This window comes from Desulfosporosinus orientis DSM 765 (assembly GCF_000235605.1).
GTDB classification, from domain to species: domain Bacteria; phylum Bacillota; class Desulfitobacteriia; order Desulfitobacteriales; family Desulfitobacteriaceae; genus Desulfosporosinus; species Desulfosporosinus orientis.
The window spans coordinates 2,472,496-2,497,829 of the sequence record NC_016584.1; the positions used below are offsets into that span (position 1 = coordinate 2,472,496).

22 protein-coding genes and 2 pseudogenes are annotated in these 25,334 nt (G+C 42.2%); 14 read left to right on the forward strand and 10 right to left on the reverse strand.

What is annotated here, in order from left to right:
• Positions 1-73 precede the first annotated feature (73 nt).
• The 4 genes from DESOR_RS11570 (at position 74) to DESOR_RS29350 (ending at position 3,827) form a co-directional block, all read left to right on the forward strand.
• Entirely contained in the window at positions 74-622 is a 549-nt protein-coding gene (locus tag DESOR_RS11570; RefSeq protein WP_014184776.1) for a flavodoxin family protein, read from the forward strand.
• A 130-nt stretch (positions 623-752) separates the two neighbouring features.
• Complete coding sequence (locus tag DESOR_RS11575) at positions 753-1,520, forward strand: ABC transporter ATP-binding protein (protein WP_014184777.1); 768 nt, start codon at positions 753-755, stop codon at positions 1,518-1,520.
• Positions 1,513-3,510: an ABC transporter permease gene (locus DESOR_RS11580; RefSeq protein ID WP_014184778.1), complete on the forward strand. Its 1,998-nt coding sequence runs from the start codon at positions 1,513-1,515 to the stop codon at positions 3,508-3,510. Before DESOR_RS11575 ends, DESOR_RS11580 begins: the two co-directional genes overlap by 8 nt.
• A 158-nt stretch (positions 3,511-3,668) precedes the next feature.
• Positions 3,669-3,827, forward strand: coding sequence for a hypothetical protein (locus tag DESOR_RS29350; protein ID WP_158309029.1), 159 nt, complete (start codon positions 3,669-3,671; stop codon positions 3,825-3,827).
• A 181-nt stretch (positions 3,828-4,008) separates the two neighbouring features.
• Here DESOR_RS29350 and DESOR_RS11585 read toward each other — a convergent pair whose 3' ends face one another.
• Positions 4,009-4,569 (reverse strand): helix-turn-helix domain-containing protein, encoded by a 561-nt coding sequence (locus DESOR_RS11585; RefSeq protein WP_014184780.1) that lies wholly within the window; start codon positions 4,567-4,569, stop codon positions 4,009-4,011.
• A gap of 168 nt (positions 4,570-4,737) precedes the next feature.
• On the opposite strand from DESOR_RS11585, the gene DESOR_RS11590 reads away from it, so the two are divergent.
• From DESOR_RS11590 to DESOR_RS11605, 4 genes are all read left to right on the forward strand, one after another.
• Complete coding sequence (locus DESOR_RS11590; RefSeq protein ID WP_014184781.1) at positions 4,738-5,652, forward strand: DMT family transporter; 915 nt, start codon at positions 4,738-4,740, stop codon at positions 5,650-5,652.
• A 116-nt stretch (positions 5,653-5,768) separates the two neighbouring features.
• Complete coding sequence (locus DESOR_RS11595; RefSeq protein ID WP_014184782.1) at positions 5,769-6,128, forward strand: cupin domain-containing protein; 360 nt, start codon at positions 5,769-5,771, stop codon at positions 6,126-6,128.
• A gap of 251 nt (positions 6,129-6,379) precedes the next feature.
• Positions 6,380-7,276 carry a helix-turn-helix transcriptional regulator gene (locus DESOR_RS11600; protein WP_014184783.1) on the forward strand — a complete coding sequence of 299 codons (897 nt, stop codon included), beginning with the start codon at positions 6,380-6,382 and terminating at the stop codon, positions 7,274-7,276.
• A 73-nt stretch (positions 7,277-7,349) separates the two neighbouring features.
• A complete protein-coding gene (locus DESOR_RS11605; RefSeq protein ID WP_014184784.1) occupies positions 7,350-7,790 on the forward strand; it encodes a GyrI-like domain-containing protein in 441 nt (146 codons plus the stop codon).
• A gap of 335 nt (positions 7,791-8,125) precedes the next feature.
• Here DESOR_RS11605 and DESOR_RS30835 read toward each other — a convergent pair.
• Positions 8,126-8,301: pseudogene (locus tag DESOR_RS30835) on the reverse strand (cytochrome C biogenesis protein); the annotation flags it as partial.
• Between the two features lie 269 nt (positions 8,302-8,570).
• Here DESOR_RS30835 and DESOR_RS11610 point away from each other — a divergent pair.
• Positions 8,571-10,490, forward strand: coding sequence for an oxidoreductase (locus DESOR_RS11610; RefSeq protein WP_014184785.1), 1,920 nt, complete (start codon positions 8,571-8,573; stop codon positions 10,488-10,490).
• Positions 10,491-10,587: 97 nt separating this feature from the next.
• On the opposite strand, the gene DESOR_RS11615 is transcribed toward DESOR_RS11610, so the two are convergent.
• Positions 10,588-11,148: a TetR/AcrR family transcriptional regulator gene (locus tag DESOR_RS11615; protein WP_014184786.1), complete on the reverse strand. Its 561-nt coding sequence runs from the start codon at positions 11,146-11,148 to the stop codon at positions 10,588-10,590.
• Between the two features lie 174 nt (positions 11,149-11,322).
• On the opposite strand from DESOR_RS11615, the gene DESOR_RS11620 reads away from it, so the two are divergent.
• Together DESOR_RS11620 and DESOR_RS11625 are read left to right on the forward strand one after the other, a co-directional pair.
• Positions 11,323-12,072, forward strand: a complete 750-nt coding sequence (locus DESOR_RS11620; protein WP_014184787.1) for an EFR1 family ferrodoxin — start codon at positions 11,323-11,325, stop codon at positions 12,070-12,072.
• Between the two features lie 346 nt (positions 12,073-12,418).
• A complete protein-coding gene (locus DESOR_RS11625) occupies positions 12,419-13,765 on the forward strand; it encodes a fibronectin type III domain-containing protein (protein ID WP_014184788.1) in 1,347 nt (448 codons plus the stop codon).
• A 31-nt stretch (positions 13,766-13,796) separates the two neighbouring features.
• On the opposite strand, the gene DESOR_RS11630 is transcribed toward DESOR_RS11625, so the two are convergent.
• From DESOR_RS11630 to DESOR_RS28010, 6 genes are all read right to left on the reverse strand, one after another.
• Positions 13,797-13,985 carry a hypothetical protein gene (locus tag DESOR_RS11630; RefSeq protein WP_042332182.1) on the reverse strand — a complete coding sequence of 63 codons (189 nt, stop codon included), beginning with the start codon at positions 13,983-13,985 and terminating at the stop codon, positions 13,797-13,799.
• A gap of 28 nt (positions 13,986-14,013) precedes the next feature.
• Positions 14,014-14,541: an IS66 family transposase gene (locus DESOR_RS11635; protein WP_158309030.1), complete on the reverse strand. Its 528-nt coding sequence runs from the start codon at positions 14,539-14,541 to the stop codon at positions 14,014-14,016.
• A gap of 154 nt (positions 14,542-14,695) precedes the next feature.
• A complete protein-coding gene (locus tag DESOR_RS11640; RefSeq protein WP_014184789.1) occupies positions 14,696-15,811 on the reverse strand; it encodes a cytochrome c biogenesis protein in 1,116 nt (371 codons plus the stop codon).
• A gap of 307 nt (positions 15,812-16,118) precedes the next feature.
• Positions 16,119-18,158: a heterodisulfide reductase-related iron-sulfur binding cluster gene (locus DESOR_RS11650; protein ID WP_014184790.1), complete on the reverse strand. Its 2,040-nt coding sequence runs from the start codon at positions 18,156-18,158 to the stop codon at positions 16,119-16,121.
• Between the two features lie 940 nt (positions 18,159-19,098).
• Positions 19,099-19,284 carry a hypothetical protein gene (locus DESOR_RS11655; RefSeq protein ID WP_014184792.1) on the reverse strand — a complete coding sequence of 62 codons (186 nt, stop codon included), beginning with the start codon at positions 19,282-19,284 and terminating at the stop codon, positions 19,099-19,101.
• Positions 19,285-19,370: 86 nt separating this feature from the next.
• Positions 19,371-19,541, reverse strand: a complete 171-nt coding sequence (locus DESOR_RS28010; RefSeq protein ID WP_014184793.1) for a YgaP-like transmembrane domain — start codon at positions 19,539-19,541, stop codon at positions 19,371-19,373.
• A 546-nt stretch (positions 19,542-20,087) separates the two neighbouring features.
• Between DESOR_RS28010 and DESOR_RS30610 the strand changes: the two are divergent.
• Positions 20,088-20,294 (forward strand): annotated as a pseudogene (locus tag DESOR_RS30610) (DUF3102 domain-containing protein); the annotation flags it as partial.
• Between the two features lie 542 nt (positions 20,295-20,836).
• On the opposite strand, the gene DESOR_RS11665 reads toward DESOR_RS30610, so the two are convergent.
• Positions 20,837-21,529 (reverse strand): TetR/AcrR family transcriptional regulator C-terminal domain-containing protein, encoded by a 693-nt coding sequence (locus DESOR_RS11665; protein ID WP_014184795.1) that lies wholly within the window; start codon positions 21,527-21,529, stop codon positions 20,837-20,839.
• Positions 21,530-21,817: 288 nt separating this feature from the next.
• On the opposite strand from DESOR_RS11665, the gene DESOR_RS11670 reads away from it, so the two are divergent.
• Together DESOR_RS11670 and DESOR_RS11675 are read left to right on the forward strand one after the other, a co-directional pair.
• The gene (locus DESOR_RS11670) at positions 21,818-22,561 is read left to right on the forward strand and encodes a class I SAM-dependent methyltransferase (RefSeq protein WP_014184796.1); all 744 of its coding nucleotides are present in this window, start codon (positions 21,818-21,820) and stop codon (positions 22,559-22,561) included.
• Between the two features lie 171 nt (positions 22,562-22,732).
• Entirely contained in the window at positions 22,733-24,883 is a 2,151-nt protein-coding gene (locus tag DESOR_RS11675) for a transglycosylase domain-containing protein (protein ID WP_014184797.1), read from the forward strand.
• The last annotated feature ends 451 nt before the right edge of the window (positions 24,884-25,334 follow it).

A 25,334-nucleotide genomic window follows, 5' to 3' on the forward strand; every position in this document is an offset into this window, starting at 1 on the left:
GGTATTAGTGGAATTAGCATATAGCAGAGAGCCAACTATTTAAGAGTTTCACAAATGGGGAGGGAATTAAAGCATGAAAAAAGTGGTCGCTTTTATGGGGAGTCCAAGAAAAAATGGCAACACAGTCACCCTTGTTAAAGAAGTTATTCGTGGAGCACAAGAGGCTGGGGCCGAAACAGCTATTTTTGATCTGTATGATATGAATCTTAAACCATGCAAAGGCTGTTTAGCTTGTCGCAAAACCGGAAACTGCGTCATGCAAGATGATTTTCAGAACATGTTTAAACATATTATCGATGCCGATGTTGTGGTTTTTGGATCCCCCGTATATCTTTGGCAGATTACAGCACAAATGAAACTGTTGTGGGATAGGCTCTGCGGCTTGTTCGATGAAAACCACAAGCCCAGGTATGCTGCTAAAAGCCTGATCATGGTCTATTCCCAAGGTAATCCCAACGCCCAAGCTTTTCAGACATCCTTTCAAAGCAATGAAGCTATGTTTAAGATGTTTGGTTTGCATGTAGTTAATACCATTATACAAACCGGCGGCACTGACCCCAGCACTGCAGCTAATAATCAAGAACTCTTATCAAAAGCCTATGAAGCAGGAAAGGCCATTTAGTTGCTGTCCAAAATTATGAACTGCCTTACAAAAGGGTAAGCTTAAACTGGAAAATGTAAGCCAAAGTTATGGCAGGGCATTTTCCAGTTTTGCTATACTGAACCTACTCAGCAAAGGAGGTTCTTTTTTCATGACCATTCTCGAGGTGAATAATCTTAAAAAAGTCTATACTACCCGCTTTGGCGGCAGCCATGTTCAGGCCTTAGCCAATGTATCTTTCTCCGTGGAGCAGGGTGAATATGTAGCGATCATGGGCGAATCAGGGTCAGGCAAAACGACCCTGCTCAATATTCTGGCCTCCTTGGACAAACCCACCAGCGGTGAGGTTCTGCTCAAGGGGAAAGGGCTCGGCACCATTAAGGAAAAGGAGATTTCCGCCTTCCGCCGGGAAAATCTCGGCTTTGTATTTCAGGATTTTAATCTGCTGGATACCTTCTCCTTGCAGGATAACATTTTCCTGCCCCTGGTGCTCTCCGGCAAGTCTTATGAGGAGATGAGCCGGCGTTTGGAGCCCATTGCCCGCAAGCTGGGCATCGGCAATATCCTGGCCAAATATCCTTATGAAGTGTCGGGGGGACAGAAGCAGCGCTGTGCCGTGGCCCGCGCCCTGATTACCAATCCCCAGCTGATTCTGGCGGACGAACCCACCGGCTCCCTGGACTCCCAGGCCGCTGAGGGCTTGCTCCGCCTGTTCAAGGAAATTAATCAGGAGGGGCAGACCCTGTTGATGGTGACTCACAGCGTGAAAGCGGCCAGCCATGCCCAACGGGTACTGTTTATTAAGGATGGTGAGGTTTTCCACCAGCTTTATAAAGCCGGAATGTCGGATGAAGCCATGTACCAGAAGATCTCCGATACCCTGACCACCATGGCCACAGGCGGTGTGCGACATGAGTAGATTCTTTTATGCCAAGCTGGCCGCCACCAATCTGAAAAAGAATGCCCAAACCTATCTGCCCTACATCCTGACCTGCATCGGTACGGTGATGATGTATTACATTATGGTTTTCCTGGCTGAGAACGAGGGCCTGGGAAAAATGTCCGGCGGCTCTCAGGTGCAAGCCATCCTCAGTCTGGGCTCCAAGGTGATTGCAATTTTCGCGGTAATTTTTCTCTTCTATACCCACAGTTTTCTGATTAAACGGCGCAAAAAGGAATTCGGCCTTTTTAATATCCTGGGGATGGAAAAGAAGCATATCGCCAAAGTATTGGGGTTCGAAACCCTCTATGTGGCGGTAATCAGCCTGGGGGCAGGCCTGCTGGGCGGGATACTCCTCTCTAAGCTGATTTTCATGGTCCTGCTGAAAATCCTCAACTTTGAGGTGCCCCTGGGCTTTGACGTGTCCGGCCCCGCTCTGGCGGCTGCGCTGGTCCTGTTCGCCGGAATTTTTCTGTTGACGCTGCTCAATACTTTGCGCCAAATCCATCTAGCTAAGCCTGTTGAACTTCTGCAGGGCGGTCAGACCGGGGAGAAGGAGCCGAAAACAAAATGGCCTCTGGTGATGGTGGGGACCTTGAGCTTGGGCGGAGGGTATTATATCTCCCTTACCACCCAGTCTCCTCTGGCCGCCCTGAGCCAATTTTTCTTTGCCGTTCTCCTGGTGATGGTTGGCACCTATTGTTTGTTTACCGCCGGCAGCATCGCAGTGCTTAAACTGCTGCGCCGGAACAAGGGGTATTATTATCAGACCCGGCATTTCACCGCTGTTGCGGGGATGATGTACCGGATGAAGCAAAACGCCGTGGGGTTGGCCAGTATTTGTATCATGGCCACTGCTGTGCTGGTGATGGTGTCCACTACCGTGTCCTTGTACATTGGGATGGAGGACGTGCTACGCACCCGGTATCCTCAAAATATTATGATTTCCACCCCTGTGCCTGCCCGGCAATCCGTCGAGGGCCTGCAGAGGTCGGTTCAGGAAGTCTTGGCAAAGCACCGGTTGGTGGTGAAGGATAGGCTGGATTACAGGTATGTGTTCTTTCCCGGCAATCAAGAGGGCGGCACGGTGATCACAGCTGAGAGCAAAATGTCCAACGCCTCTTCTTCGGTCAGGGAATTCTATCTGATTCCCCTGGAGGATTATAACCGGCTGACTAAGAGAACGGTCAGCTTGGAGGATCAGGAGATTCTGATTTATTCCGGCCCCAGCAAGTATGAAAACGATACCCTGACGGTGTTAAACCGGACATTTACTGTCAAAGAAAGGCTGGACTCCATTTTTGAAAATAACCTGGATAGGGTATCCATCTCGGGCAGCTATTACATTGTGGTCAAAGATATGGATGTAATCAAAGCCATGGAGGAGGCCCGGGCCAAAGAAAATGGGGATGAGCCCTCAGGTTATAACTATTATCTGGGCTTTAATCTGGACGCCGGTGAGGCTGACAGCTCGGCTGTTTACCAGGACATCCGCACTGCCGTGGGCAGTGATTATCCCGGCAGCAGCATTGAATCCCCGGTGGCAGCCAAGGAATCCTTTTTCGCCATTTATGGAGGCTTGTTCTTCCTGGGCATTTTCCTGGGGGCACTGTTCATCATGGCCACCGTGCTGATCATCTATTACAAGCAGGTCTCCGAGGGGTATGACGATAAAGCCCGCTTTGAAATCATGCAGAAGGTGGGTATGAGCCGTGAAGAGGTAAAAGGCTCCATCCGCAGTCAGGTCTTGACCGTATTTTTCCTGCCCCTGGTTACCGCTGGGATCCATATTGCCTTCGCTTTTCCCATCATTACTAAATTGCTGGCAGTACTGAATCTCACCAATGTGGGTTTGTTCGCCTGGTGCACTGCGGGTACCATCTTGGTTTTTGCCCTGTTTTATGCCCTTGTCTACGGGCTGACGGCCAAAGTGTATTATCGGATTGTCAGCTGGGGGACGTCTGTATAAGCGGTTGGAGAGATAACCTCCAAAATTACAATTTCAGGCAGAAAAAACAAAGGCATCAGGACAGCAAATCTTGATGCCTTTGTTTTTATATACAGGTCAAAGGAACAACTTTGGAAGTTATCTTGCCTGTAGAAGGATAATTGAGTTTGTACCCAATCATGAATTTGATTGTCGGTAAAGGTATGTTCCCAGGCGTACATGACCTTGGGTTCTGCTATACCGCCGCCATTTTGCAGGTTGTTTCCGGGATAGGCGTTCTTATCAGCATTGTCCTGCTGATAAGCGGCGAAAAGCTCGGCTTCGGTTTTTTATTGTAAGCTAACATCAGAATGACAGAACTGCCTTGCAACTTCGGGCCAACTTGGTCCGAAGTTGCAAGGTTTGGGGCGGATTGCCCCAACAAGCAATTTTCAGAGTTGACCGCAGGGAAATTCTTAAAAATGTGCAAGTGTCAATACAACTTGCCCTGCTTGCCGGTTATTATCACGCAGGAAAGCATTATATAAGCGCTGGCGTTAGTACGAACAAAACATGAGTTGATTGGTCACTTTTATTAATAAAGCGATGCCTTACATTTGGAGGAATGCGAACGACATCTCCTTCATCTAAAAAATACTCTAACCGCTCTAATTCCACAAATACTTGCCCTTTCATTACAACAGCAATTTCCTCTTTATTGGAATGTGAGTAATAGCTTTCTGTGGTACTGGCGTGTGCATTTAAATCCATCATTAAAAGTTCAATGTGCGCTTTCATAAAATCAGGTGTTAGCACGTCATATACAATGTGGTCGCTATTTTCCCGGTAGACCTGTTTGCGATCCTTTTTTCTTGAAATAAGCGATTTGGTATCAATATCGTTAATAAATAGTGTATAAAGAGGAACGTTTAATGCAGTCGATAGCAACTCTAATACATTTAACGAGGGATTGGCTTCTCCTCGTTCAATTTGGCTAATTAACGATGTGCTGATTCCGGAATACTCGGAAAATTCTCGTATAGTCATTTCCCTTTTTTTTCTATAGCTTAAAAGCGTTTGACCTAAACGGTGATGGTTCATGAACACTTCCCCTTTCCAGTATAATACGGTTTTTTAACGATTTGTGCTGACATAATGGAAACACATATTAAAGCTGTTCTTTCACGAGTGACCGTATTATAATTATTTTGTAAACTATATTGTATCACGTATTTTATATAGTACAAAGAGAATAAGGAGATAAATAATTTGAAAGCTAAAGCTGGTATTTTCTTGTCATTGTTAATTGGCGTTTTTTCATTGTCTACTTCCGCTATTTTTGTGAGATTAGCAAGTGCTTCTGCTGCTATTACAGCCTTTTATCGTTTGCTTTTTACATTGCTGATACTTTTACCTTTTTTGCTACTAAGCAAAAAAAATAGAACTGTATTGTTTGGCTTATCAAAAAAGCAATGGATTTTGGGCTTTTCTTCCGGTCTGCTTTTAGCCATTCATTATGTGTTATGGTTTGAATCATTGAACTACACATCTGTTGCCAGTTCGACTGCTCTAGTAACATTACAGCCTCTCTTCTCGATAATGTTGGGATATTTATTTCTTAAAGAGTGTTTAGGAAGATTAACATTTCTTGGTTGCGTTATTTCTATAGCTGGTTGTTTTATTATAGGTTGGGGAGATTTTCAAACGAGTTATAGGGCGTTATTAGGTGACTTATTAGCTCTTTTGGCTGCGGCAATTATTAGTATCTATTTTTTTATCGGGCAGATAGTTCGAAGAGATACTCCTCTAATTCCATATTCCGTAACAGGCTACTTGAGTAGTGTTGTATTTTTAGGACTATATGCTTTAATTCAGCAAAATTCTTTTACTCATTACCCCATATCAACGTGGAGAGCGTTTTTAGGACTAGCCTTAATTTCAACAATTTGTGGTCAACTCATTTTTAATTTGTTATTAAAGTGGGTATCAGCCACAACTATATCAATGAGTATCTTGGGCGAACCTATTGGAACCTGCATTTTAGCGTATTTTGTTTTAAATGAAGCAATTAATTTTCAACAAGGTGTAGGTATTGCCATAATTATAGTAGGTTTAATAATATTTTTTCTGCCTATAAAAGCAATAGTGGAAAACAGGGAAATCAGTAGCAGCCTTACGAAATAACATGGGCAAGGTATTCATTGCCAACACTTATCCTGTCAAATATACCAAAACGATAGGCTTAACTTGCAGAGTGGTAGCAAAAATATAAAAAGATAAACACACAGGAGGTACAGAAAATGGATAAGATTAATTTAGAAGATAAATTTAGGCTTTTCATGGAATACTGGAGTCCTAAGATTATTGGAGAACTAAATGATTCTTATGTGAAAATTGCTAAGTTTAAAGGTGAATTTACTTGGCATATTCATGACAACGAAGATGAAATGTTCTATGTAGTAAAAGGTGTATTAACAGTAAAATTCAGAGATAAAGACATATGCTTGCAGGAGGGTGAAACTATTATCATTCCGAAGGGGATTGAGCATATGCCCGTTGCTATCGAAGAAGTTCATGTGCTTTTAATTGAACCCAAAAGTACGTTGAACACTGGCAATATCGTAAACGATAAGACCGTTGAAAAGCTTGAAAGAATATGACAAGGCAACAAATGCGTCCGTCGTAAAAAGACAAGGGAACGGTTCTCTTGTCTTATAAACAAAACCAACGGGGGTTTTTTTTCAACGAAGCCCCTCAATTTTTTATGTACTTTTAGGGTTGCCCAGCCGTTTGTATTGTAAATAGAACGTATGTTTGTCATAATACAAATGAGAGCATATCCGTTAGAGAAATATAGTCCTTATCTTCGTTTATGATATATTAAATTCTCTATCATTAGCAGGAGGATTTTATGCAGATAAACCGGTTATTTGAGTTAATATATATACTTTTGGAAAAGCATACTGTAACCGCTGCAGAGTTTGCCGAGCGTTTTGAGGTGTCGGTGAGAACCATATATCGTGATGTTGAAACGCTTTCACAGGCAGGTGTACCTATTTATATGAGGAAGGGCAAGGGTGGCGGCATATCCCTTTTGCCGGACTTTATCCTAAATAAAACATTCTTCACCGAGGAAGAAAAAAGCGAAATTCTCTCCTCTATGCGGGCGTTCGGCGCGGTAAGTCTTGTGAATAACCAAACGGCGCTTGATAAGCTTAGCAGTATGCTGGGCGGACAAAACGCGGACTGGATTGAAGTTGATTTTTCCTCTTGGGGCTATTTTGAAAATGATGTGAAGTATTTTTCCATGCTGAAAACCGCAATTATCGAAAAATATGTTGTCACCTTCCTTTACGCAAGCGGAAAGGCTGAAAAACTGTCTCGTGAGGTTATGCCGCTAAAAATGGTGTTCAAAGGGGCGGCGTGGTATCTTTACGGTTTTTGCACCATGCGCAAAAATTACCGCTTTTTTAAACTGAGAAGAATCACTGAGCTTTTTGTAACACAAAAGCGTTTTGACATGAAAGCCCCTGTCAAGGTGCTGGGGGAGCAAAAATTTGATAGTATGTTTTTCATAAAGACAAAGATGCTGATCTCAAAAGAGATGGCATTTCGGGTTTATGATGAAATCAGCCGTTATGAATTAACTGAAACCGGCGATTTTATATGCGAGCTCTATTTACCCGATATTGGTACGGCTTGTACTTATGCAGCTTCCTTCGGCGAGCACTGTATTATCCTTTCTCCTGACGAAGCCATTTCCGAGTTGAAACGCAGATTGGAAAATTCCTTAAGTAATTACTTATAATATGACACTATGTTGTCATATTATTTCATTTATACTGTGTTTATCCTACAAAATATGAAAAGAGGTAATTATAATGAATTATGAAATCGTTACACTGAAAGAGAAAATTGTAGTAGGTATAGGCGCAAAAACAGGTAATAATGACCCCGACTGCTCAAAAATCATCGGTGGCTTATGGCAAAAGTTTATGGGCGATGGCATTTTGGAATCCATAAAGAACAAAGTGAATGCTTATTGTATCGGGCTTTATTCTGATTATGATGACACTTCCTATTATGTTACCGTTGGCTGTGAGGTTACGAAAAACGGCAACCCCGAGTTGACCGAAAAACGAATTGTCACCGGACAATATGCTGTGTTCAGTGTTAAAGGCGATGTTGTAAAGGACGTGGCGGATGCATGGGAGAAAATCTGGGCTATGCCTTTAGACAGAAGTTTTTCTGGCGATTTTGAAGAATATCTGAGTAACGATAACGGCGTTGCAGACATTAACATTTACATTGCGCTAAAATAAGGAGTTGAGTACACGGCTAAGTGTGCGAATCGGTCACAAAGAAAAAGGCGCATATCGCAATATAGGAGCGGCATCTTTTTTACCTAACTGCTCATCATTTTAGGTCGAAAAATGATGCCATGCGGTCAAAGTAGCATGACATCGGCTTTTTTCCAGGGTAATCCCCCCATTCTGACTGACCAGCCGACACAACGCTCAGCCGCAAAATATTGGAGTGTTTTAAAAGAAATATAATCCCAATACGATGAGAAGGCCGTCGCTAAATAATGTAATATAGCGGCTCCGGCCAAAGGCTTTACTTAAAAGTGAGGCTCCATGCTCCTACAGCTGGTTCACCATTCGGCATAAAACTCTAAAAAAGTCAATTTCCCAGATTTTTGAGGCCTTGGAAATCAATCATTGGTTGATTGGTTGGGTGGAATTCCGAAGGGCTTGAGAATCTGGGAATTATTATTATGGAGAAAATGGCAACCATTAGTATGATTAGGACCTTGTTTTTTGCCTTTACCATTTACACCTTTATCATTTGCTGGACTTACAACGTTGATAAGAAGATTCGTGGACTGGCATTTTTAAAATGATGAACAGACATTTCGTTTCGTTTTATCCTCTCTAAATAGACATAATTGTAAAATTGGTTTGATAATCGTCTTTGCCTTATATATCTGATGCTTGAAGAAGCAGATAGTTATCAATATAATGTACTCGTATCTATATATAGACTATAGTTTAATAATGGACTTTAGTCCAAGGATCAGTAATTGAAAGGAGCGAATATTAATGAACAAATTCAGACATTATATGGCCCCCATAAGGATTGGAAGCCTTGAGCTGAGAAACAGGGGAGTTATGCCCGCCATGGTTACAAATTACTGCAACGGGAACGGCTCGGTGACCAACCGTCTCATTGCTTATCATGAAGCGCGTGCCAAAGGCGGTGTCGGGTTAATTATCGTTGAAGCCGCGTACATTGATTGGGCCGGCAAAGGATTTCCCAATCAAATCGGTATTGACAGTGACGCGCTCATTCCGGGACTCAAAAGATTAGCGGAGCATGTTCATCGTCACGGTGCAAAAATCGCCATACAGCTACATCACGCCGGTCGCCAGGCCGACCTGAGAGTGACAGGGACGGATGTTGTGGGACCATCTGCGATTCCCTGTCCCGTGATAAAGGCAATGCCGAGGGAGTTGACTGTTGATGAGATTAAAGAAGTGGTAAACAAATATGCCATGGCGGCTGAGCGCGCCAAGAAAGCAGGCTTCGATGCGGTTGAGCTCCACGGCACGCACGGTTATATCCTCAATCAGTTTCTTTCTCCTCTCAGCAACCACAGAACCGATGAATACGGTGGCAGCGCTGAAAAAAGAATGAAATTCCCATTAGAGGTCATTGCTGCCGTCCGAAAATGCGTGGGCAAAGATTACCCCATCATTTATCGGATTGCTTCCGAAGAATTCTTACCCGGCGGACTGATGCTTAAGGACGCCGTCGCCTTTTCAAAAATATTAGTTGAGCATGGCGTTGACGCTCTCCATATTTCCGGGGGCACGTATGCATCGGACAGGAGTTCCAGCGGTTCCGACGATATTTTAGGCGTATACGTTGAAAATGCCTCGGAAATCAAGGAAGCCATCAATAATGCGATCCCGGTTCTCGTCGCCAACCGCATCAAAACGCCGAAGTTTGCCGAAGAAATTATTGAAAGCGGAAAGGCCGATCTCATCTCAGCCGGCCGCGCCGTACTTTGCGATGCCGATTATTACAATAAAATAGGGGAAGGACGTGAGGATGAAATCCGCACTTGCCTCAGCTGCAATCACTGTACCGGCGAATTAGTAAGCGGCTTTCCGGTCTCCTGTCTTTATAATCCCATGCTGGGGAAAGAACTGGATTATGATTTAGGGGTGAGGGCTCGGGAAAAGAAAAAGGTTCTCGTTGTTGGCGGCGGGCCGGGCGGCATGGAAACCGCCTACATCGCAGCCAGCCGTGGCCACCGTGTTACGCTTTTTGAACAAAATGACTACCTGGGTGGAAATTTGATCCCAGCGACAAAACCGCCATTCAAATCCGAAATGATGGCGGCTGTTGAATTCCTCTCACATATGCTGGAGAAGTACCATGTACAAGTAAAATTGCGTACTAAAGCCGGCATTGATGAGCTTAAAAGCGAAGATCCGGATGTCGTCATAGTCGCCAGCGGTTCAACGCCTATCCTACCTAAAATCCCAGGCGTGGAGAAAGATTTTGTCTTCACGGCGGAAGATGTTTTAATGAATCGAAAAATTGTGGGTCAAAAAGTTCTTGTGATTGGCGGAGGCTCGGTCGGCGTGGAGACAGCCGAATTATTGGCCTCACAAAACAAAGAGGTCAGCGTTGTGGAGATGGCAGATGAAATTTTCGCCGATCTGTCGCCGGTACTGAAAGCCGGGATGATGGGACTCGTTGCTCAGTCCAAAATTCAGATCATGACGGGTGAGAAAGTTCTTGAAATCAGAGATCATGCCGTCGTTACCAACAAGCAGACTCTTGTAAATATCGATTCGGTCATTCTTGCAATGGGATACAGGCCCAATAACGAACTTGCGCAGCAATTGCAGGAGGCCAATATAAACTGTCAGGTAATCGGCGACGCCGTTAAGCCCAGAAAAATTGTTCAGGCGGTGACGGAGGGCTTTGAAGCTGCCTATAATCTTTAAAAGCAGAAGCTGTGATAAGAGACGGATATAAAGATCGTGCCCTTCGCTCCGATAGGAGCGAAGGGCACTGCTCAGGCGGAAAGAGCCAATAAATTGTTTATGACAAAGGCGATTGCCGGCGATTGAATCCATTTCGAACTTTATCTGCCAATATTGATACAGTTTGGTGGTCAATTTCCGCAAATTCATATTGTTCAAGCAGACTTATGATGCCGCTAATGACAAAAGAAACCGTACATCTGCAAATCACGCTGTTTCGATCCTTGTCATCCGCTTTTTCCAACACTTTCACAATCATAAGGCTCTTCATTTTACAGGAACTGAACGCAAGGCTTGGAGATTTAAGAAACGGCATGTAGAGGTTTTTATTTTTATCAAACATGCTCATGATGTTTTCAACGAAAATCTCAAACCTGTTAATGATGTCCTCAAAGCTGAATGGTTCGATCAATTTATTAAAGTCGTCGACAATCGTATCTCTTAAGCGGTCCGCGCAATCATAAATGTCCTTATAATGCAGGTAAAAAGTGCTCTTATTGATATTTGCCGTTTCACATAAACTTTTTACCGTAATATTTTCCATGTTTTTTTCGGAAAGCAGTTTGGCAAAAGCGGCATGAATGGCGTTCTGTGTTTTTTTTATACGTCTATCTTCCATTTTTCCTCTCCTTAATAAACTTATTCATTGGATTCGTTGAATTATAGACATTAAACCGAAATATTGACGGTTGAAAAGCCGGGATCACATCAATATAATAGACTTCAGTCTACAAATAAATAATAGTCTATTAACTGGACGGTGTCAATAATTGTTCATATAAGGAGCGTTATTATGAAAATATTTTATTTTACCTCAACGGGAAATTCTTTGGCGATTGCGAAGAAATTCGAAGCTGAACTCTATTCCATACCTCAGGTGCTGAAGAGTAATACTGATGAATTTTCTGCCGATGCGGTAGGGATCATCTGCCCGGTCTATCATTTTGGTGTACCGGGCATTGTAAAAGACTTCTTAACAACAGTTAACATTAATTCGCCCTATGTTTTTGCTTTATTGACATATGGGAACATGACGGGCAACGCGCCCGGCCATATCGATCAGCTGGCGTCTTCAAATGGTATAACATTAAGCTACATCAATACAATTAAGATGGTAGACAACTTCCTGCCCGTTTTTGACATGGAAAAAGAGCGCCGGAAGCTAAAAGAATCGGATGCGGAAATAAACCGTAAAATCAACGATATCCAGCAGCGAGTCAACCATAGAAAAATCAGCAAAAATCCATTTGTCATCATGAGCACGCCAATCATAAGATCTGTGATGAAGGAAACCGGAATAGAGAAGAAGTTTTGTATTTCAAAAGACTGTACGGCCTGCGGAATCTGTCAAAAAGTATGCCCTAAAAATAATGTAAAGCTGGATAAAAGGCCGTATTTTGGAAATAACTGCTGTTCTTGCCTTGGCTGCGTTCATATGTGTCCCCAAAAGGCGATTACAATAAAAGGTGAAAAAAATCCCAATGCCCGATTTAGAAACCCAGATGTCAGTTTGAAAGAAATAATAGAAGTCAATAATTTATAATCGAAAGGAAGATAACAAAAGGTATTAAGGTTAAAATAAACACTGATGAATAAAGAAAAGGTAAAACGAATAAATAAATTTATTAATAAGCAACGGCTGCGCCATCCTTCCGGATTCACCCAAAGGGCTTCTGGTACCGGATTTCTCCTTTTTAGCCAGCGTATGTACACCAGGACCGTATGTGTTTGACCAATTTTACCGAGCGGAAAAGCCCCTTAAATGATTAAGAGCGGAGGCAGGCTTTTAAGGTTTTGAAAATTTTTCCTTATACACCCACCTAAACTGAATAACTAATACGTATTACCCAATGTAATCCAAATAATTAACAAGAGGAGGTATTTAATTAATGTCCAAACTCAGAAAAGTAACGTTAGTCAGTGTTTTAGCTGTAGGATGGTTAGTCGCTGGGGGTATACTATTAAATGTTCCAGTAGCAAATGCTGCTTCCATGCAAGCTAATCAAAAGCCCGGTCTGCGACTTGGACAACAGGATCAAAAGCCCGGTCTGCGACTTGGACAACAGGATCAAAAGCCCGGTCGGCGACTTGGACAACAGGATCAAAAGCCTGGCCGGCGACTTGGACAACAGGTGCAACAACCGTCGCTTGATGAACTGTCCGTACCGGATGATCTTACGGCTACAGTTGAAAGTTCCAGCGAAATATACTTAGATTGGGATTCCGTTAGTAATGCAACATCCTATGATATTTACAGAGCAACTTCTTTTTCCGGAACATACACCAAAGTTGATACCGTTACAACCACAAGTTATACCGATGATGATTTGTCCGATGATACAACCTACTATTATAAAGTAAAAGCAGTAAACAGTTCAGGAACCAGCGATTACTCATCAGTAGTTCATGCAACAACTTCTGATGAACTGTCCGTACCGGATGATCTTACAGCTACAGTTGAAAGTTCCAGCGAAATATACTTAGATTGGGATTCCGTTAGTGATGCAACATCCTATGATATTTACAGAGCAACTTCTTTTTCCGGAACATACACCAAAGTTGATACCGTTACAACCACAAGTTATACCGATAATGATTTGTCCGATGATACAACCTACTATTATAAAGTAAAAGCAGTAAACAGTTCAGGAACCAGCGATTACTCATCAGTAGTTCATGCAACAACTTCTGATGAACTGTCCGTACCGGATGATCTTACGGCTACAGTTGAAAGTTCCAGCGAAATATACCTAGATTGGGATTCCGTTAGTGATGCAACATCCTATGATATTTACAGAGCAACTTCTTTTTCCGGAACATACACCAAAGTTGATACCGTTACAACCACAAGTTATACCGATAATGATTTGTCCGATGATACAACCTACTATTATAAAGTAAAAGCAGTAAACAGTTCAGGAACCAGCGATTACTCATCAGTAGTTCATGCAACAACTTCTGATGAACTGTCCGTACCGGATGATCTTACAGCTACAGTTGAAAGTTCCAGCGAAATATACCTAGATTGGGATTCCGTTAGTGATGCAACATCCTATGATATTTACAGAGCAACTTCTTTTTCCGGAACATACACCAAAGTTGATACCGTTACAACCACAAGTTATATCGATGATGATTTGTCCGATGATACAACCTATTATTATAAAGTTAAAGCTGTAAACAGTTCAGGAATAAGCGATTACTCATCAGTAGTTCATGCAACTACTGAAGACTAGTAACAATATATGGAACCTCCGAAACTAAAATTTATTGAGTTTTGGAGGTTCTTTTTTTATAAAAACAAAAAAGAAGATAAATTTGCCGAATGAGTTCCCGGAATGCTTCATCGCTGAGGCGCTCGCCTTTATAAACACCGTCTTCCACCAGACGATCGTCAATCAATCTTGCAAATTCATCGTCTTCACGGGCCATCTTCTGGTAGCGTTGTCTTTCCATCGGGCATACCGCCAGTTGTTTTTCAAGGTCAAACAGCGCGTCGCAATAGTGTTTTCCGCGCAGGGCTAAAGACCCCTCCCGGTCTTTTTCTGGGAGAGCTTTCGCCGCTATAACCGTCCGCATGCAAATATCCGGAAAAACTCTTCAGAAATTCGGCTGGGCGGCGGGCTTTTCGATCCGGCTGGTATTCATACAAGATAATCGGCTGTCCGGTATCCCCGCTGGTCCGGTATAACCACATATAGCTCTTGGATTGAGCAGATTTCCCTGGTTCCCGTAGCACTTGCAGAGTGGTTTCATCCCCATGCAATACCTGCCGAGCACAAAGCCTGCGACGCAGTTCACGGTAGATGGGCTCCAGCCAATCCTCGGTGCTTTTCAACACCCAGTTGGATAAGGTTTGTCGCGAAAGTGTTATTCCCTGGCGCAAAAAGGCTTGCTCCTGCCGGTACAGCGGGGCCCCCATGACAAACTTTTGCGTGATGATGTGCGCTACTGCCTCCGGTGAGGTAAAGCTACCTTTGATGACAAAAACTAAGACTAATCGAAAGCGCAAGGGATTAGCTAGCAGCTCGCGATAAGCTGATCACCTTGAAAAGTTCAGTATTGGATGTCATGTAAATATGAGGAGGAGTATTCAATGCAGAAGGTATCAAGCGTATGGCAAGGCGGCCCAAAAAATAGTGTTTTTTTAATCAAGATGTTAATTTCTAGCCTGTTCGTGTAAAGAAATATAAACCCAATACTATGAGAAGGCCGCCACTAAGTAATGTAATATAGTGGCTCCATCTTTGTAAGCGCGGCAAACTCTTTAGCACAGCTGTAAAGGTTCCGGCGATAATCAACGGTAACCCATGCCCAAGTCCATAAATAAAGAGCAGCAATCCTCCATACCAAAGAACACCTTGACCGGCTACATAAGTCATCAAAACCGCTAATACAGGAGTGGCACAAGGTGAAGCAACTAACCCAAACAATAAGCCCACTCCAAAAGATCCCAGAACTCCGCCCTTTTTCTCGGGCATAGCCTGTAAACCCGGCAAATTGATATTAACAACGCCAATTAGCTGTAACCCCATAATAATGGAGAAAAGAGCAATGATATAAAGCCAGGCGGAGCCTATCTGGCCAAAGGCTTTACCTAAAAGTGAGGCTGCTATGCCCAACATAGCAAAGGTCGTGGCAAGGCCCAGGACAAAGGACATTGAGGTTATAAACCCCTTGGTCTTAGAGGGCTTTTCCAAGCCGCCGATATACCCTAGCATGACGGGTAACATAGATAATATACAGGGGCTTAGGCTGGTCATTATTCCCCCTAAGAAAACAAAAAGTAAAATGGTTAAACCGCCATTAGACAAAACACGCGGCAGAGTATCGTTAAAGAACGATTCGTACCAAGAAGCGTTTGGATTGCCGGAATTGAGGGCATTATCCAAGACGCTTTTACTTTGAGGGCCAGAAGCACTGTAAGTGATTTGGCCTTGCTGATCCAGCACAAAAAAAGCGGGGATATAGTAAATGTTAAATTGTCGGGCAAGATCCTGTCCTTGAGGATCGTCGATATCAGCGACAATAAAGTTGACCTTATCTCGGTATTCTTTCTCTAGAGCCAGCACCACGGGCTCCATGCTCTTACAGCTGGGTCACCATTTGGCATAGAATTCTAAAAAAGTCAGTTTCCCAGATTTTTGAGCGTCTTGGAAAGCAACCATTGGTTGATTGGTTGGATGGAATTCCGAAGGGCTTGAGTATCTGGGAATTATTAATGCCATTATGGACAAAATGGCAACCGTTAGTATGATTAGGACCTTGGTTTTTGTCTTCATAATCCACACCTTTATCATTTTATCAAGGCTGCAGCCCTTAAGTTGAGATCAACTCCTATTATGACAGAAGCACCGATTGCGGTCAAAGCAAGGTACCATGGCAGTTACCCCATAACCACACTGAATTGACGAGGATAGGAAGAATCGAATTCCCAAGCCGAGGGCCTGGGAATTCGATTCTTTACGTTATCATTCAGATGCAATTTGTAACTGTTTAAGAAATATTGGTTTGATCACCCCTAACCGTTTATTTAAAAAATCTAAATCATCTCTATTTTACTTTTAACGGTATTCCGTTTCAGCAATATTATATACAACCTTCTAAAATTTCGGAAATATCGAGAGCTTTTAAGGCTTCTCCCGCTTCATGAGACGCTATTCCGTCGACGATCATGGTTAAGCAGAAAGGACATGCGGTACCTACATAATCTGTCTTAGCGGCAATTGCTTCGTTGGTACGCATGACATTAATGCGTTTGCCTTCATGTTCTTCCAGCCACATTCGACCGCCGCCGGCCCCACAACAGAAGCTTTTTTCACCAGTATGAGCCATTTCTTTTATTTCAAGGCCAACAATTTTGAGCAATTCACGGGGTTGAGCATATATCTGATTATATCGGCCTAAATAACAAGAATCATGATAGGTAATTGATTTTCCGGAAATATTGTTTAGCTTAAGTTTTCCGGATTTTATGAGCTCAAGCAAGAAGGTTGAATGGTGCACGACTTCGAAATTCCCGTTGAATTGAGGATACTCATTTTTAAGAATGTTGAAGCAGTGAGGACATTGAGTGATAATTTTCTTAACCCCATACCCCTTCATGACTTCGATGTTTTCTGAGGCTAATGTATAAAACAAGTATTCATTTCCTAATTTACGGGCAGAGTCACCACAGCATTTTTCTTCGTTACCTAAGATTGCAAAATGAACACCTGCCGTTTGTAACAGTTTGACTAAGGCAGCGGAGACTTTCTGGTTACGTGCATCAAAGGCACCTGAACAGCCAGGCCAATATAAATATTCAGCTGTAGGATCTTCTTCGAAGGTTTTTACTCCTAATCCTTTTAAAAAGTCGACCCGTGATGTCCAACCGATGCCCCAGGGATTCCCGTTATTCTCCATATTTCTGAAGGCTAGCTGAGCCTCAGCAGGGAACCTGCTTTCCATTAAGACTAAATGTCGTCTCATATCAATCGTTTTATCAACATGCTCGACGAAAACTGGGCATTGCTGTTCACAAGCACGGCACGTGGTACAGGACCATAAGTCTTCCTCAGGAATAACTTCACCTATGAGAGAACGTACCGGCAGTTCGACGGTCTCTTCGGTTGCAGCGGTTTCGGCTTCCGCTGTTTGATTGGCTAAAGCGTCTTTCTGTGCGGCTTTAACGGCCGTACCTGTTTCTTCCATTAAAACCCGCATATCCTGAATGATTTTTTTGGGATTTAAGTGTTTACCGCTTAAATAAGCCGGACAGTTATCCTGGCAACGTCCGCAACGTAAGCAAGCATCCGTATTGAATAACGTTTTCCAGGAAAATTCGCGAAGCCGGCTTTTCCCGAAGGTTTCCAGGCTTTCGTCTTCAAAATCTATAAGCTCGGGGATTCCCATGGGTCCTCTGTTGCGGAAAACCATATTTAATGGCCCTAATAGCACATGGAACAGCTTCGAATAAGGGAAGTAAGCGATGAACGACATTGCCAAGAGCAGATGGAACCACCATAAAAATCTATGCAATGAAAGTAACTGTGCCTGATTGAGAGATGCTTTGAGGGGAATTGACAGCCATTGGCCAATAAATCCCCATCCGGCCCAGGGATCAGGTGCTGCCGCAATACGAGCTCCTTCAATTAGGAAGCCGGTTAGTAGTATTATAAATATTAAGGCTAGTGTGATTGCGTCATCCGTTTTATTGTCCAGGCGATCGGGTCTTTGGATATAGCGGCGATATGCTGCTATTAGGATACCGAGGATTGCCGCCAATCCAAAGAGATTTGCGGTCAGCTTGATAAACAGATAAAGCCATCCATGGAATATTTGTAAGCCAAAGTCAGCTTGCAAAGTAATCATTGCTGTTGCAAAGGCTAAGAATACAAATCCCCAAAAAATACAAAGGTGCATAATTCCCGGATAAGAATCTTTTAGAATTCTCTTATGCCCGAATCCATAGACAATAATATCTTTTATGCCTTGCCATAGATTTTTCCAGCGATTCTCAGGCTGACCTAATTTCCAAAGTGACACTCGTTTGTACACTCCGTAGCCGAAGAAAATAAGTGCAATGATGAAGAACAAATAGAGCCAGTGCTCTCCTTCAATGTTCCAATATACTTGACGTGTGGCCATGCTCATCTCTCCTCATTTGATCCGCGCAGCATACCTGAACAAGCGCTTTGCAGATCGAATTTATGTTTTAGAATCTTCTGTTTTTGTTAAGCTAAGGGTAAAACAGACTGTAGAGTTTATGTTTATTAATTTTCCGTTTTATTACAAAAATCACAAATTCCTTCGATTTCGAGGGTATACTTTCCAATTAATGATTCAGGTACTATTAAAATTTCCAGGGGTAAAGCCATTGACAATGCTCTTCTTTTCCATATTTGACAACTCCTTTTCATAAATATATCCTATGATGAGAACTACATTTTTTATTTAACAACTATCAACTTTTTGATAAATACAAGAAAACGATCGCTAAAAAGCCCTGTTTCAAAGGGGTTTTTCATAATGGACTAATTGTTCTAATAATTCATACTAGTTTTACTGCTTTAATTATACCCTCAGACATAATAAACATCAATGGCATTTGGCGTTTTTGGAAAGATTCTACAAACGAATATCTCGATTTGAGTATTGATAATATTTATGGACATCGAGCGTTTCCAAAGCTATTTGAGACAAAATTAACCTTGTTCATCTCTTAGATATAATCCCGTCCGACGATGCGGAAATAAGAGTCCGGCAGGTGACATCGAGGTTGGAGGGAAAATTAGTACCATGGCAAACTACCTCGGCTTAAAATATCGGATATTGTTTGCGGTATTATTAACTTGTAAAAATTATCTGGTGTTATTAAAAAAAGCTCCTTTATGATGAAAAACCGACTGCCGGCAGTTGGACGCTGCCGGCAGTCGGTTTTTCAGTCAGAGAGCAGGAGGTAACCTGCGGGCTTGTACCAAGAATCTTACGCGCGTAAGATTCTTGGTACAAGCCCGGGAGGAGGCTCTCACTAATTTTAGCAAACAGGGTTTATTGAAATAATGGATTTAACATTGTTCTGGATTTTTCAGCTGATATCAAGAAGTCGTTTAAGAAGTGACGAAAATTCAGCAGTATCGACGTTAATCTCAAGAATTGTTTCGTCCTTGGGATCATCGGGATACATCACAAAGGTTAGTTTACCGGGTTCCGATTCAAAGATTTCGAGCACATTTTTATCATCAATGATTTCAATCTTAAGCTTACCGGACATATAAACAACCCCTTTGTGATGATAAACGAAGATTAACGCAACTCAATATTTTCGCGGGTTGACCAACCCATTATGTCATAAACAATTCAGTAACCAATAGCAGCTTCTAGTAGGTTGAAGAGACCAAGGATATTAGTTATGGTTGCTATCCATCCTGTGATAAATCCCATTGCGGCTAAACCGAATAAAACCAAGCTAATAACAACACGTATTCCTCTGTCTAAAGCGCCTAGATTTCTCTGAAAGTTAAGTTCCACAATACATTCCTCACATTTAATAAAGATATGTTAATCTTTCCCTAAAAACTGAAGGGTATTCCTTGAGACAGATATGCTAAATGGCAGAAAATGCAATGTCATTCTTCCCTTGGTGTGACGATTTTTTACCCGTGGGAGCCCTGAACTTGACGCTGTGGTCGTTAAGGTTTGAGAGTTTGAGCGTAAAACTACTACAATAGGTACTATGGCTGGTTCCACAGATGGTAGTGCAGCAGGTTAATTTAGAAAAAAACCTTTATATAGTGAAGAGGACAGCCAACAGCTATGTCCCTGCCGGCTGTTTCCTTTTCCCTTTAAACAGTTAAGCCTGGGGAGGGTCATAAAGATCATTCAAGCCTCCTGCTTGTCATGACATAGTTTAGGGATTGACGGGTGTCCTGGGGAGGGGGGGTAACTGGTAGGGGTTGTACCAAGAATCTTACGCGCGTAAGATTCTTGGTACAAGCCCAGGAGAAGGCTTTTCACCCTTGCCGGGATAATCCCATATTATGTCATAAATACAGAGAAAGGATCCGGTGAAATAAGATGGGGGATATTATCCCGGAGCGTACGTCGTTTTTAATCGCGGCTGAAATTAATATCATCAAACACCAAACCGAGAAAATGGTGCTTAACAACTTTATCGAAATCGGCCGGCGGCTGGCAGAGGCTAAGGGTCTGATCAAGTATGGGGAATGGGGCAAGTGGCTGAAAGAGGAAGTCGGCTTTTCATTGCAGCAGACATCAAGGATTTGGGGCACTTCTTGTGCTTACAGACTGTCGAACCCAAGATTATATGAATATGCTTATTATACAAAGAGCTCTTTTACCTTCATAAAAGGATAAAAGAGCTCTTTGTATTAATGGCCGTTAAGAGTGATTGAAATTAGATGCTAGGAAATTTTCTCAATGGATTGTATGTCTGTTAGAACTATATAAATCTACTTTATAACTTTTTTAGCCATTTCGTTAAGCTTTTTGCTATATTTTCTTGCCTAACTCTTTTATACCAGTCGTAAATTGTCAAAGTAAGACACTCTCCTTTCAATAAAGACGTGAAATTTTTCTTACATATTAGTATTATGAGTTAAAATGTTAATATATATTACATGGATCGGCATCATTCATTATCACTGACGTGACAGTGTGAAAAGAGGTGAACAGCCAGAACACTTTTTGTGTTATCTCGGGTGATACGCCTTATAAATCGTATAATCCTTTGTGGGAAATACATTTCATATTTTTGAAATCTCAATAATATAAACTAGCCTTAGAGCTGACCGCGAAAGCCTGGATTATTCTTGTAATCTTTTCTTAAAACTATCAAGCAAGATTTGAAGGCCATAATTGTAATGTTCATCTATATCGTATGTCATATAGTCTGCAAGACTGATGAGTGTTGGATATTGATCCGGAGGCAAATTGCTGAAAAAGATTTTTGCATTGTTCATCACTTCTTGGGCACTAATACCTTGTGATTGGGCCATTTGTGACATATGCATTTCATTCTTCACAAAGGAGAGCATATAATCATTTATCAGCATTGATGCCATTAAAATCTCTTTAGGAGGAAAACCAGCATTAAAGAGGACCTCAAACATTGCCCCGCTAAGAAGAAGTCGTTTTGGTGTTAGTGGAGGAGTTTCCAGCAATACTACAGCAGAGTCGCGTATGGATAGCAAAGTTGCACGATATTGCATAGCAAAGGAGAGTACCTGATCCTGCCAGGAAAGACCTGGATCTGGCAGGTGCAGTTTACTGCAAATACTTTCAGACAATAATTGCAGTAATTCTGCTTTATCCCTAATATGCCAGTATAAAGAGGCGGAACGTATACCGAGTGCTTCTGCTAAGCGACGGGTTGTCAGTTGTTGAAGTCCCACCTCGTTAAGCAATTCCAGGGCGGTTTGAACTATCTTCTCTATATTTAAAGGTTCACGAGATTTATTTTTGCTCTGCTTTTTTTCATTACTTTTCTTTGTAGACATTTATTACATACCGCCTTTAGTAATAGTACAGTTATTACAAAATATTTCAACAAATGATGGCCTTTCTATAGCTATTATCATATTTTGTAACTATATTTCTATTGACAATTATATCATTACAATGATAACCTATCAATGATAGACAGTAAACTATCATTGATAGGTTGTATCAAAAATGGGAGCAGAACTGATTATCGGCGGTATTGAAAAGGCAATCATGGGGGGGAATAAAGTAAAGATATGGAATTATTATGAGGAGAATAATACTTGGGAAGAGGAGGAGTTAACATGGTAAAACTCGGGGAAAATGACTTATCTGAGTTGCTCCAAAATAATGTAAATCTCAGACTCAGTGAACCGCATATTTACACGGTTTATCAGAACACTGAAGTCGCTAACTCCTATGACACAGGGTTTGGGAACATATACGACTGGGTAGCGTGCAACCCCTTGTACAATCGTTTTATTTGGGGTTATTCGATCGCCAAATTTGCTTCCTTCGATTATGAGGCCCTTACGTCATCAAATAAGGGATATGTATTGGACCTTGGCTGTGGCTCCTTGGCGTTTACGGCACAAACATATATTCAATATTCTGATCGCCCTGTTGTCTTGATAGATCAATCTCTCAAAATGTTAAAAATCGCTAAGTCAAGACTCATACAAATAAATGGAAAAGTTCCAGACAATATGGTTTTTATTAATGCAGATGCTCTTCAATTACCTTTTAAACCTAATAGTTTTAATACAATAATTTCATTAAATTTATTGCACTGCCTAGATGATATTAATAAACTAATGATTGGTTTAAAGAACGTCTTATCTACGGATGGCAAGATGTATTTTTCAACTCTGGTTAAAGGCAATCGTGTTGGTGACAGATATCTTAAGGCCTTGGGAAACGCAGGCAAATTAGTACCCAGAAACATAGACCAACTTCGAGCTGTCTTGGATGAACCACAAAGATCTATAAGATACGATCTTATTGGTAATATGGCATTCATCTATTATGAAGAAAATGAAACCAGCTAAATGGGATATTATATAAAATGTTCTTATTCTTAAACTGGAAAGTTCAAAAAATCAAGACATTGTCGCTACCCCCTGAAAGTTAGTTCTGACCCCGTATAATATATTGGATTGGAAAGCCATCTTTTCGACGATGATGGCTTTTTTGGTGTTTGTCTAAAGGGGAGGATCTTTATGAACAAAGGAATGCAAGCCCTCTACATAAAAGTCATCAAGCCTGCGGGGAAAAAAGGTCTTGATTTACTCAAAAAGGGAACTGTCCGAATCCGTACGACACATTTTTGGAGGGATCTGAAGTTTTGGAAAAGGTTTTTCATAAGTTTTACTGCCTTTCTTTTCCTTTCGGCAAGTGGATTCGCTATCTATGTTTCAACCCTAGATGTGAGTAAACTCCAAAGCCCCCTCGCCCAACCTACTTATATTTATGACCGGTATGGAAATAAAGTATCCGAACTTTCTTCTTCGAAAATCGACCCCGTACTCATTGATAAGATACCCAAGACGATGCAGCAGGCGATTGTTGCCACCGAGGACCGTCGTTTTTACCAACACCAAGGTGTTGATGTTTGGTCTATCTTTCGAGCTTTAGTCCACGACTTGCGTTCCGGCGACTTTTCTGAAGGCGGAAGTACGATTACCCAGCAGTTAGCCAAAAATATGTTCTTGCCTTCGGATAAAACCCTGAGCCGAAAATTTAAGGAAGCAGCTTACGCTTTTAAGATCGAGTTGACGTTAAGCAAAGATCAGATACTAGAAGAGTACCTCAATCAAATCTATTTTGGCGAGGGTCGCTGGGGAATCCAAAATGCAGCCCAGTATTATTTTGGGAAGAACGTTCAAGATCTAAATTTAGCTGAATCAGCAATGCTTGCCGGTCTTCCTAAAGCCCCAAGCCTCTTTAATCCGGTCAAAGACAAAGAGAAAGCCCTTGAACGCCGCAATGTAGTTCTTTCTTTAATGAAAGAACAAAACTATATTTCGGAAACAGACTATGAAAGAGTGCACTCTTCACCTATTACCCTTCGTAAAGGAGTGCTTGATACTCTTACTGGAAAATTCGAACCCTACGTCAACTATATCTTAGATGAAGCAGTTTCATTGTACGGATTTACTGAAGACCAGCTCTTGACTGGCGGCCTCCAGATTTACACGGAAATGGATCCTAAGGTTCAACAAGCAGCTGAAGATGTCTATAAGGACAACCGATATTTTCCCCAAGGGAAAGCTGATCAAATTGTTCAAAGCGGTATGGCAATTATCGACCAGCACAACGGCGGGATCCGTGGACTCGTTGGCAATCGCGGACAAACGGTCTTCCGGGCTTTTGATCATGCAACCCAGCTTAAACGCCAACCCGGTTCTTCCATTAAACCCTTAGCCGTCTACGGTCCCGCCCTCGAAAAAGGTTATACACCAAACTCTCTTCTCTATGACGGTCCTCTTAATATTAATGGCTACTCTCCCAAGGACTATGACTTTCAGAACCGGGGACAGGTTACAATGGAAAACGCTCTTCAAAACTCTTGGAATATCCCAGCAGTTTGGCTCCTCAATAAAATTGGCTTAGACGCAGGAATGTCCTTTGCCCAGCGGGCTGGTCTTCCCTTAACAAAGAATGACCGTACATTAAGTCTCGCCCTCGGGGGACTCTCTGCCGGTGTTTCTCCGCTTCAAATGGCTCAAGCTTACGGAGCATTTGCCAATCTTGGAACTATGAATAAGGCCTATGCAATTGACAAAATAACCTCGGCAAACGGATACGTCTTTGCCCAAGCTAAACCAGAGTCTGTGCAGGTGACAGACCCTCAAAATGCTTATACCATGACCAAACTACTAGAAAACGTCGTAAATAATGGGACTGGGAAAAATGCCTTTTTAGGACGTCCAACTGCCGGCAAGACTGGTTCTGTTGAACTCCCCCATACCCAAGAGTTTTCAGGTGTCGCCAAAGGAGCAAAAGACGTGTGGTTCGTCGGCTACACTCCCGACCTAACTGCCGCAGTTTGGATGGGATATGACAAAACTGACCGGAACCACTATTTAACGATTTCAGGAGGTTCCGGACCGGCCGTTGTATTCCACGAAGTTTTCTCCAGGGCCTTAAAAGATACCCCTGTGCAAGAATTTAAGATTCCTCAGGGCTACCAGGACCCTTGGAAGCCTAGCTCATCTGACATCTTTGGTAATCAAAGAGGCCCAGGCAACAATAAAAATGCTTCAAGCTTAAGAGATCAACTTCTTCGACGCTTTGGGTTGGACGCTAATCGGATAACCCCAGATCAAAAACAGGATCAGAAACCTAAGGGTAAAGGGAAAAAGGGGTAACGTATGTCATAGAGTCTGCAAGACTGATGATAGTTGGATGCGAAGCATCTCTCTACTCGGCGAAACTTGTCGTTTCGCGAAGGGTCATGGAACCTACGCGGAACGACAATAATGCCGACTCAAAATACGTTCCGTCGAGTACTTACCCGTGAGAGCCAATATAAAGAATTATTTTCTCTTATTAGTGAATTGGATAATTTACATAAATATCTTTTTGATCAAGACGAATAATTTTGATAGAAGAGATTTATTAACAAGGTCATCTGAAAATGGGTGAAAGAATGAAGATATATTTGGGGTTACCGGTAGCAGTTGGTTTAACTACCTAAAGAATATTCAGCCGGATGGAGTGAACTTTTGGCAACCAGGTGGGAGGCAGGCAGGCATTCAAGGCACTCTATAATTCAGTATGGTCTGAGGAACTTAGAATTAGTGAACATAGTGCTAGATA

Coding starts and splice junctions, on each gene's coding strand:
- DESOR_RS11570 (WP_014184776.1), top strand. CDS start 74: ATGAAAAAAGTGGTCGCTTTTATGGGGAGTCCAAGAAAAAATGGCAAC.
- DESOR_RS11575 (WP_014184777.1), top strand. CDS start 753: ATGACCATTCTCGAGGTGAATAATCTTAAAAAAGTCTATACTACCCGC.
- DESOR_RS11580 (WP_014184778.1), top strand. CDS start 1,513: ATGAGTAGATTCTTTTATGCCAAGCTGGCCGCCACCAATCTGAAAAAG.
- DESOR_RS29350 (WP_158309029.1), top strand. CDS start 3,669: ATGAATTTGATTGTCGGTAAAGGTATGTTCCCAGGCGTACATGACCTT.
- DESOR_RS11585 (WP_014184780.1), bottom strand. CDS start 4,569: ATGAACCATCACCGTTTAGGTCAAACGCTTTTAAGCTATAGAAAAAAA.
- DESOR_RS11595 (WP_014184782.1), top strand. CDS start 5,769: ATGGATAAGATTAATTTAGAAGATAAATTTAGGCTTTTCATGGAATAC.
- DESOR_RS11600 (WP_014184783.1), top strand. CDS start 6,380: ATGCAGATAAACCGGTTATTTGAGTTAATATATATACTTTTGGAAAAG.
- DESOR_RS11605 (WP_014184784.1), top strand. CDS start 7,350: ATGAATTATGAAATCGTTACACTGAAAGAGAAAATTGTAGTAGGTATA.
- DESOR_RS11610 (WP_014184785.1), top strand. CDS start 8,571: ATGAACAAATTCAGACATTATATGGCCCCCATAAGGATTGGAAGCCTT.
- DESOR_RS11615 (WP_014184786.1), bottom strand. CDS start 11,148: ATGGAAGATAGACGTATAAAAAAAACACAGAACGCCATTCATGCCGCT.
- DESOR_RS11620 (WP_014184787.1), top strand. CDS start 11,323: ATGAAAATATTTTATTTTACCTCAACGGGAAATTCTTTGGCGATTGCG.
- DESOR_RS11625 (WP_014184788.1), top strand. CDS start 12,419: ATGTCCAAACTCAGAAAAGTAACGTTAGTCAGTGTTTTAGCTGTAGGA.
- DESOR_RS11630 (WP_042332182.1), bottom strand. CDS start 13,985: ATGGAAAGACAACGCTACCAGAAGATGGCCCGTGAAGACGATGAATTT.
- DESOR_RS11650 (WP_014184790.1), bottom strand. CDS start 18,158: ATGGCCACACGTCAAGTATATTGGAACATTGAAGGAGAGCACTGGCTC.
- DESOR_RS11655 (WP_014184792.1), bottom strand. CDS start 19,284: ATGTCCGGTAAGCTTAAGATTGAAATCATTGATGATAAAAATGTGCTC.
- DESOR_RS11665 (WP_014184795.1), bottom strand. CDS start 21,529: ATGTCTACAAAGAAAAGTAATGAAAAAAAGCAGAGCAAAAATAAATCT.
- DESOR_RS11670 (WP_014184796.1), top strand. CDS start 21,818: ATGGTAAAACTCGGGGAAAATGACTTATCTGAGTTGCTCCAAAATAAT.
- DESOR_RS11675 (WP_014184797.1), top strand. CDS start 22,733: ATGAACAAAGGAATGCAAGCCCTCTACATAAAAGTCATCAAGCCTGCG.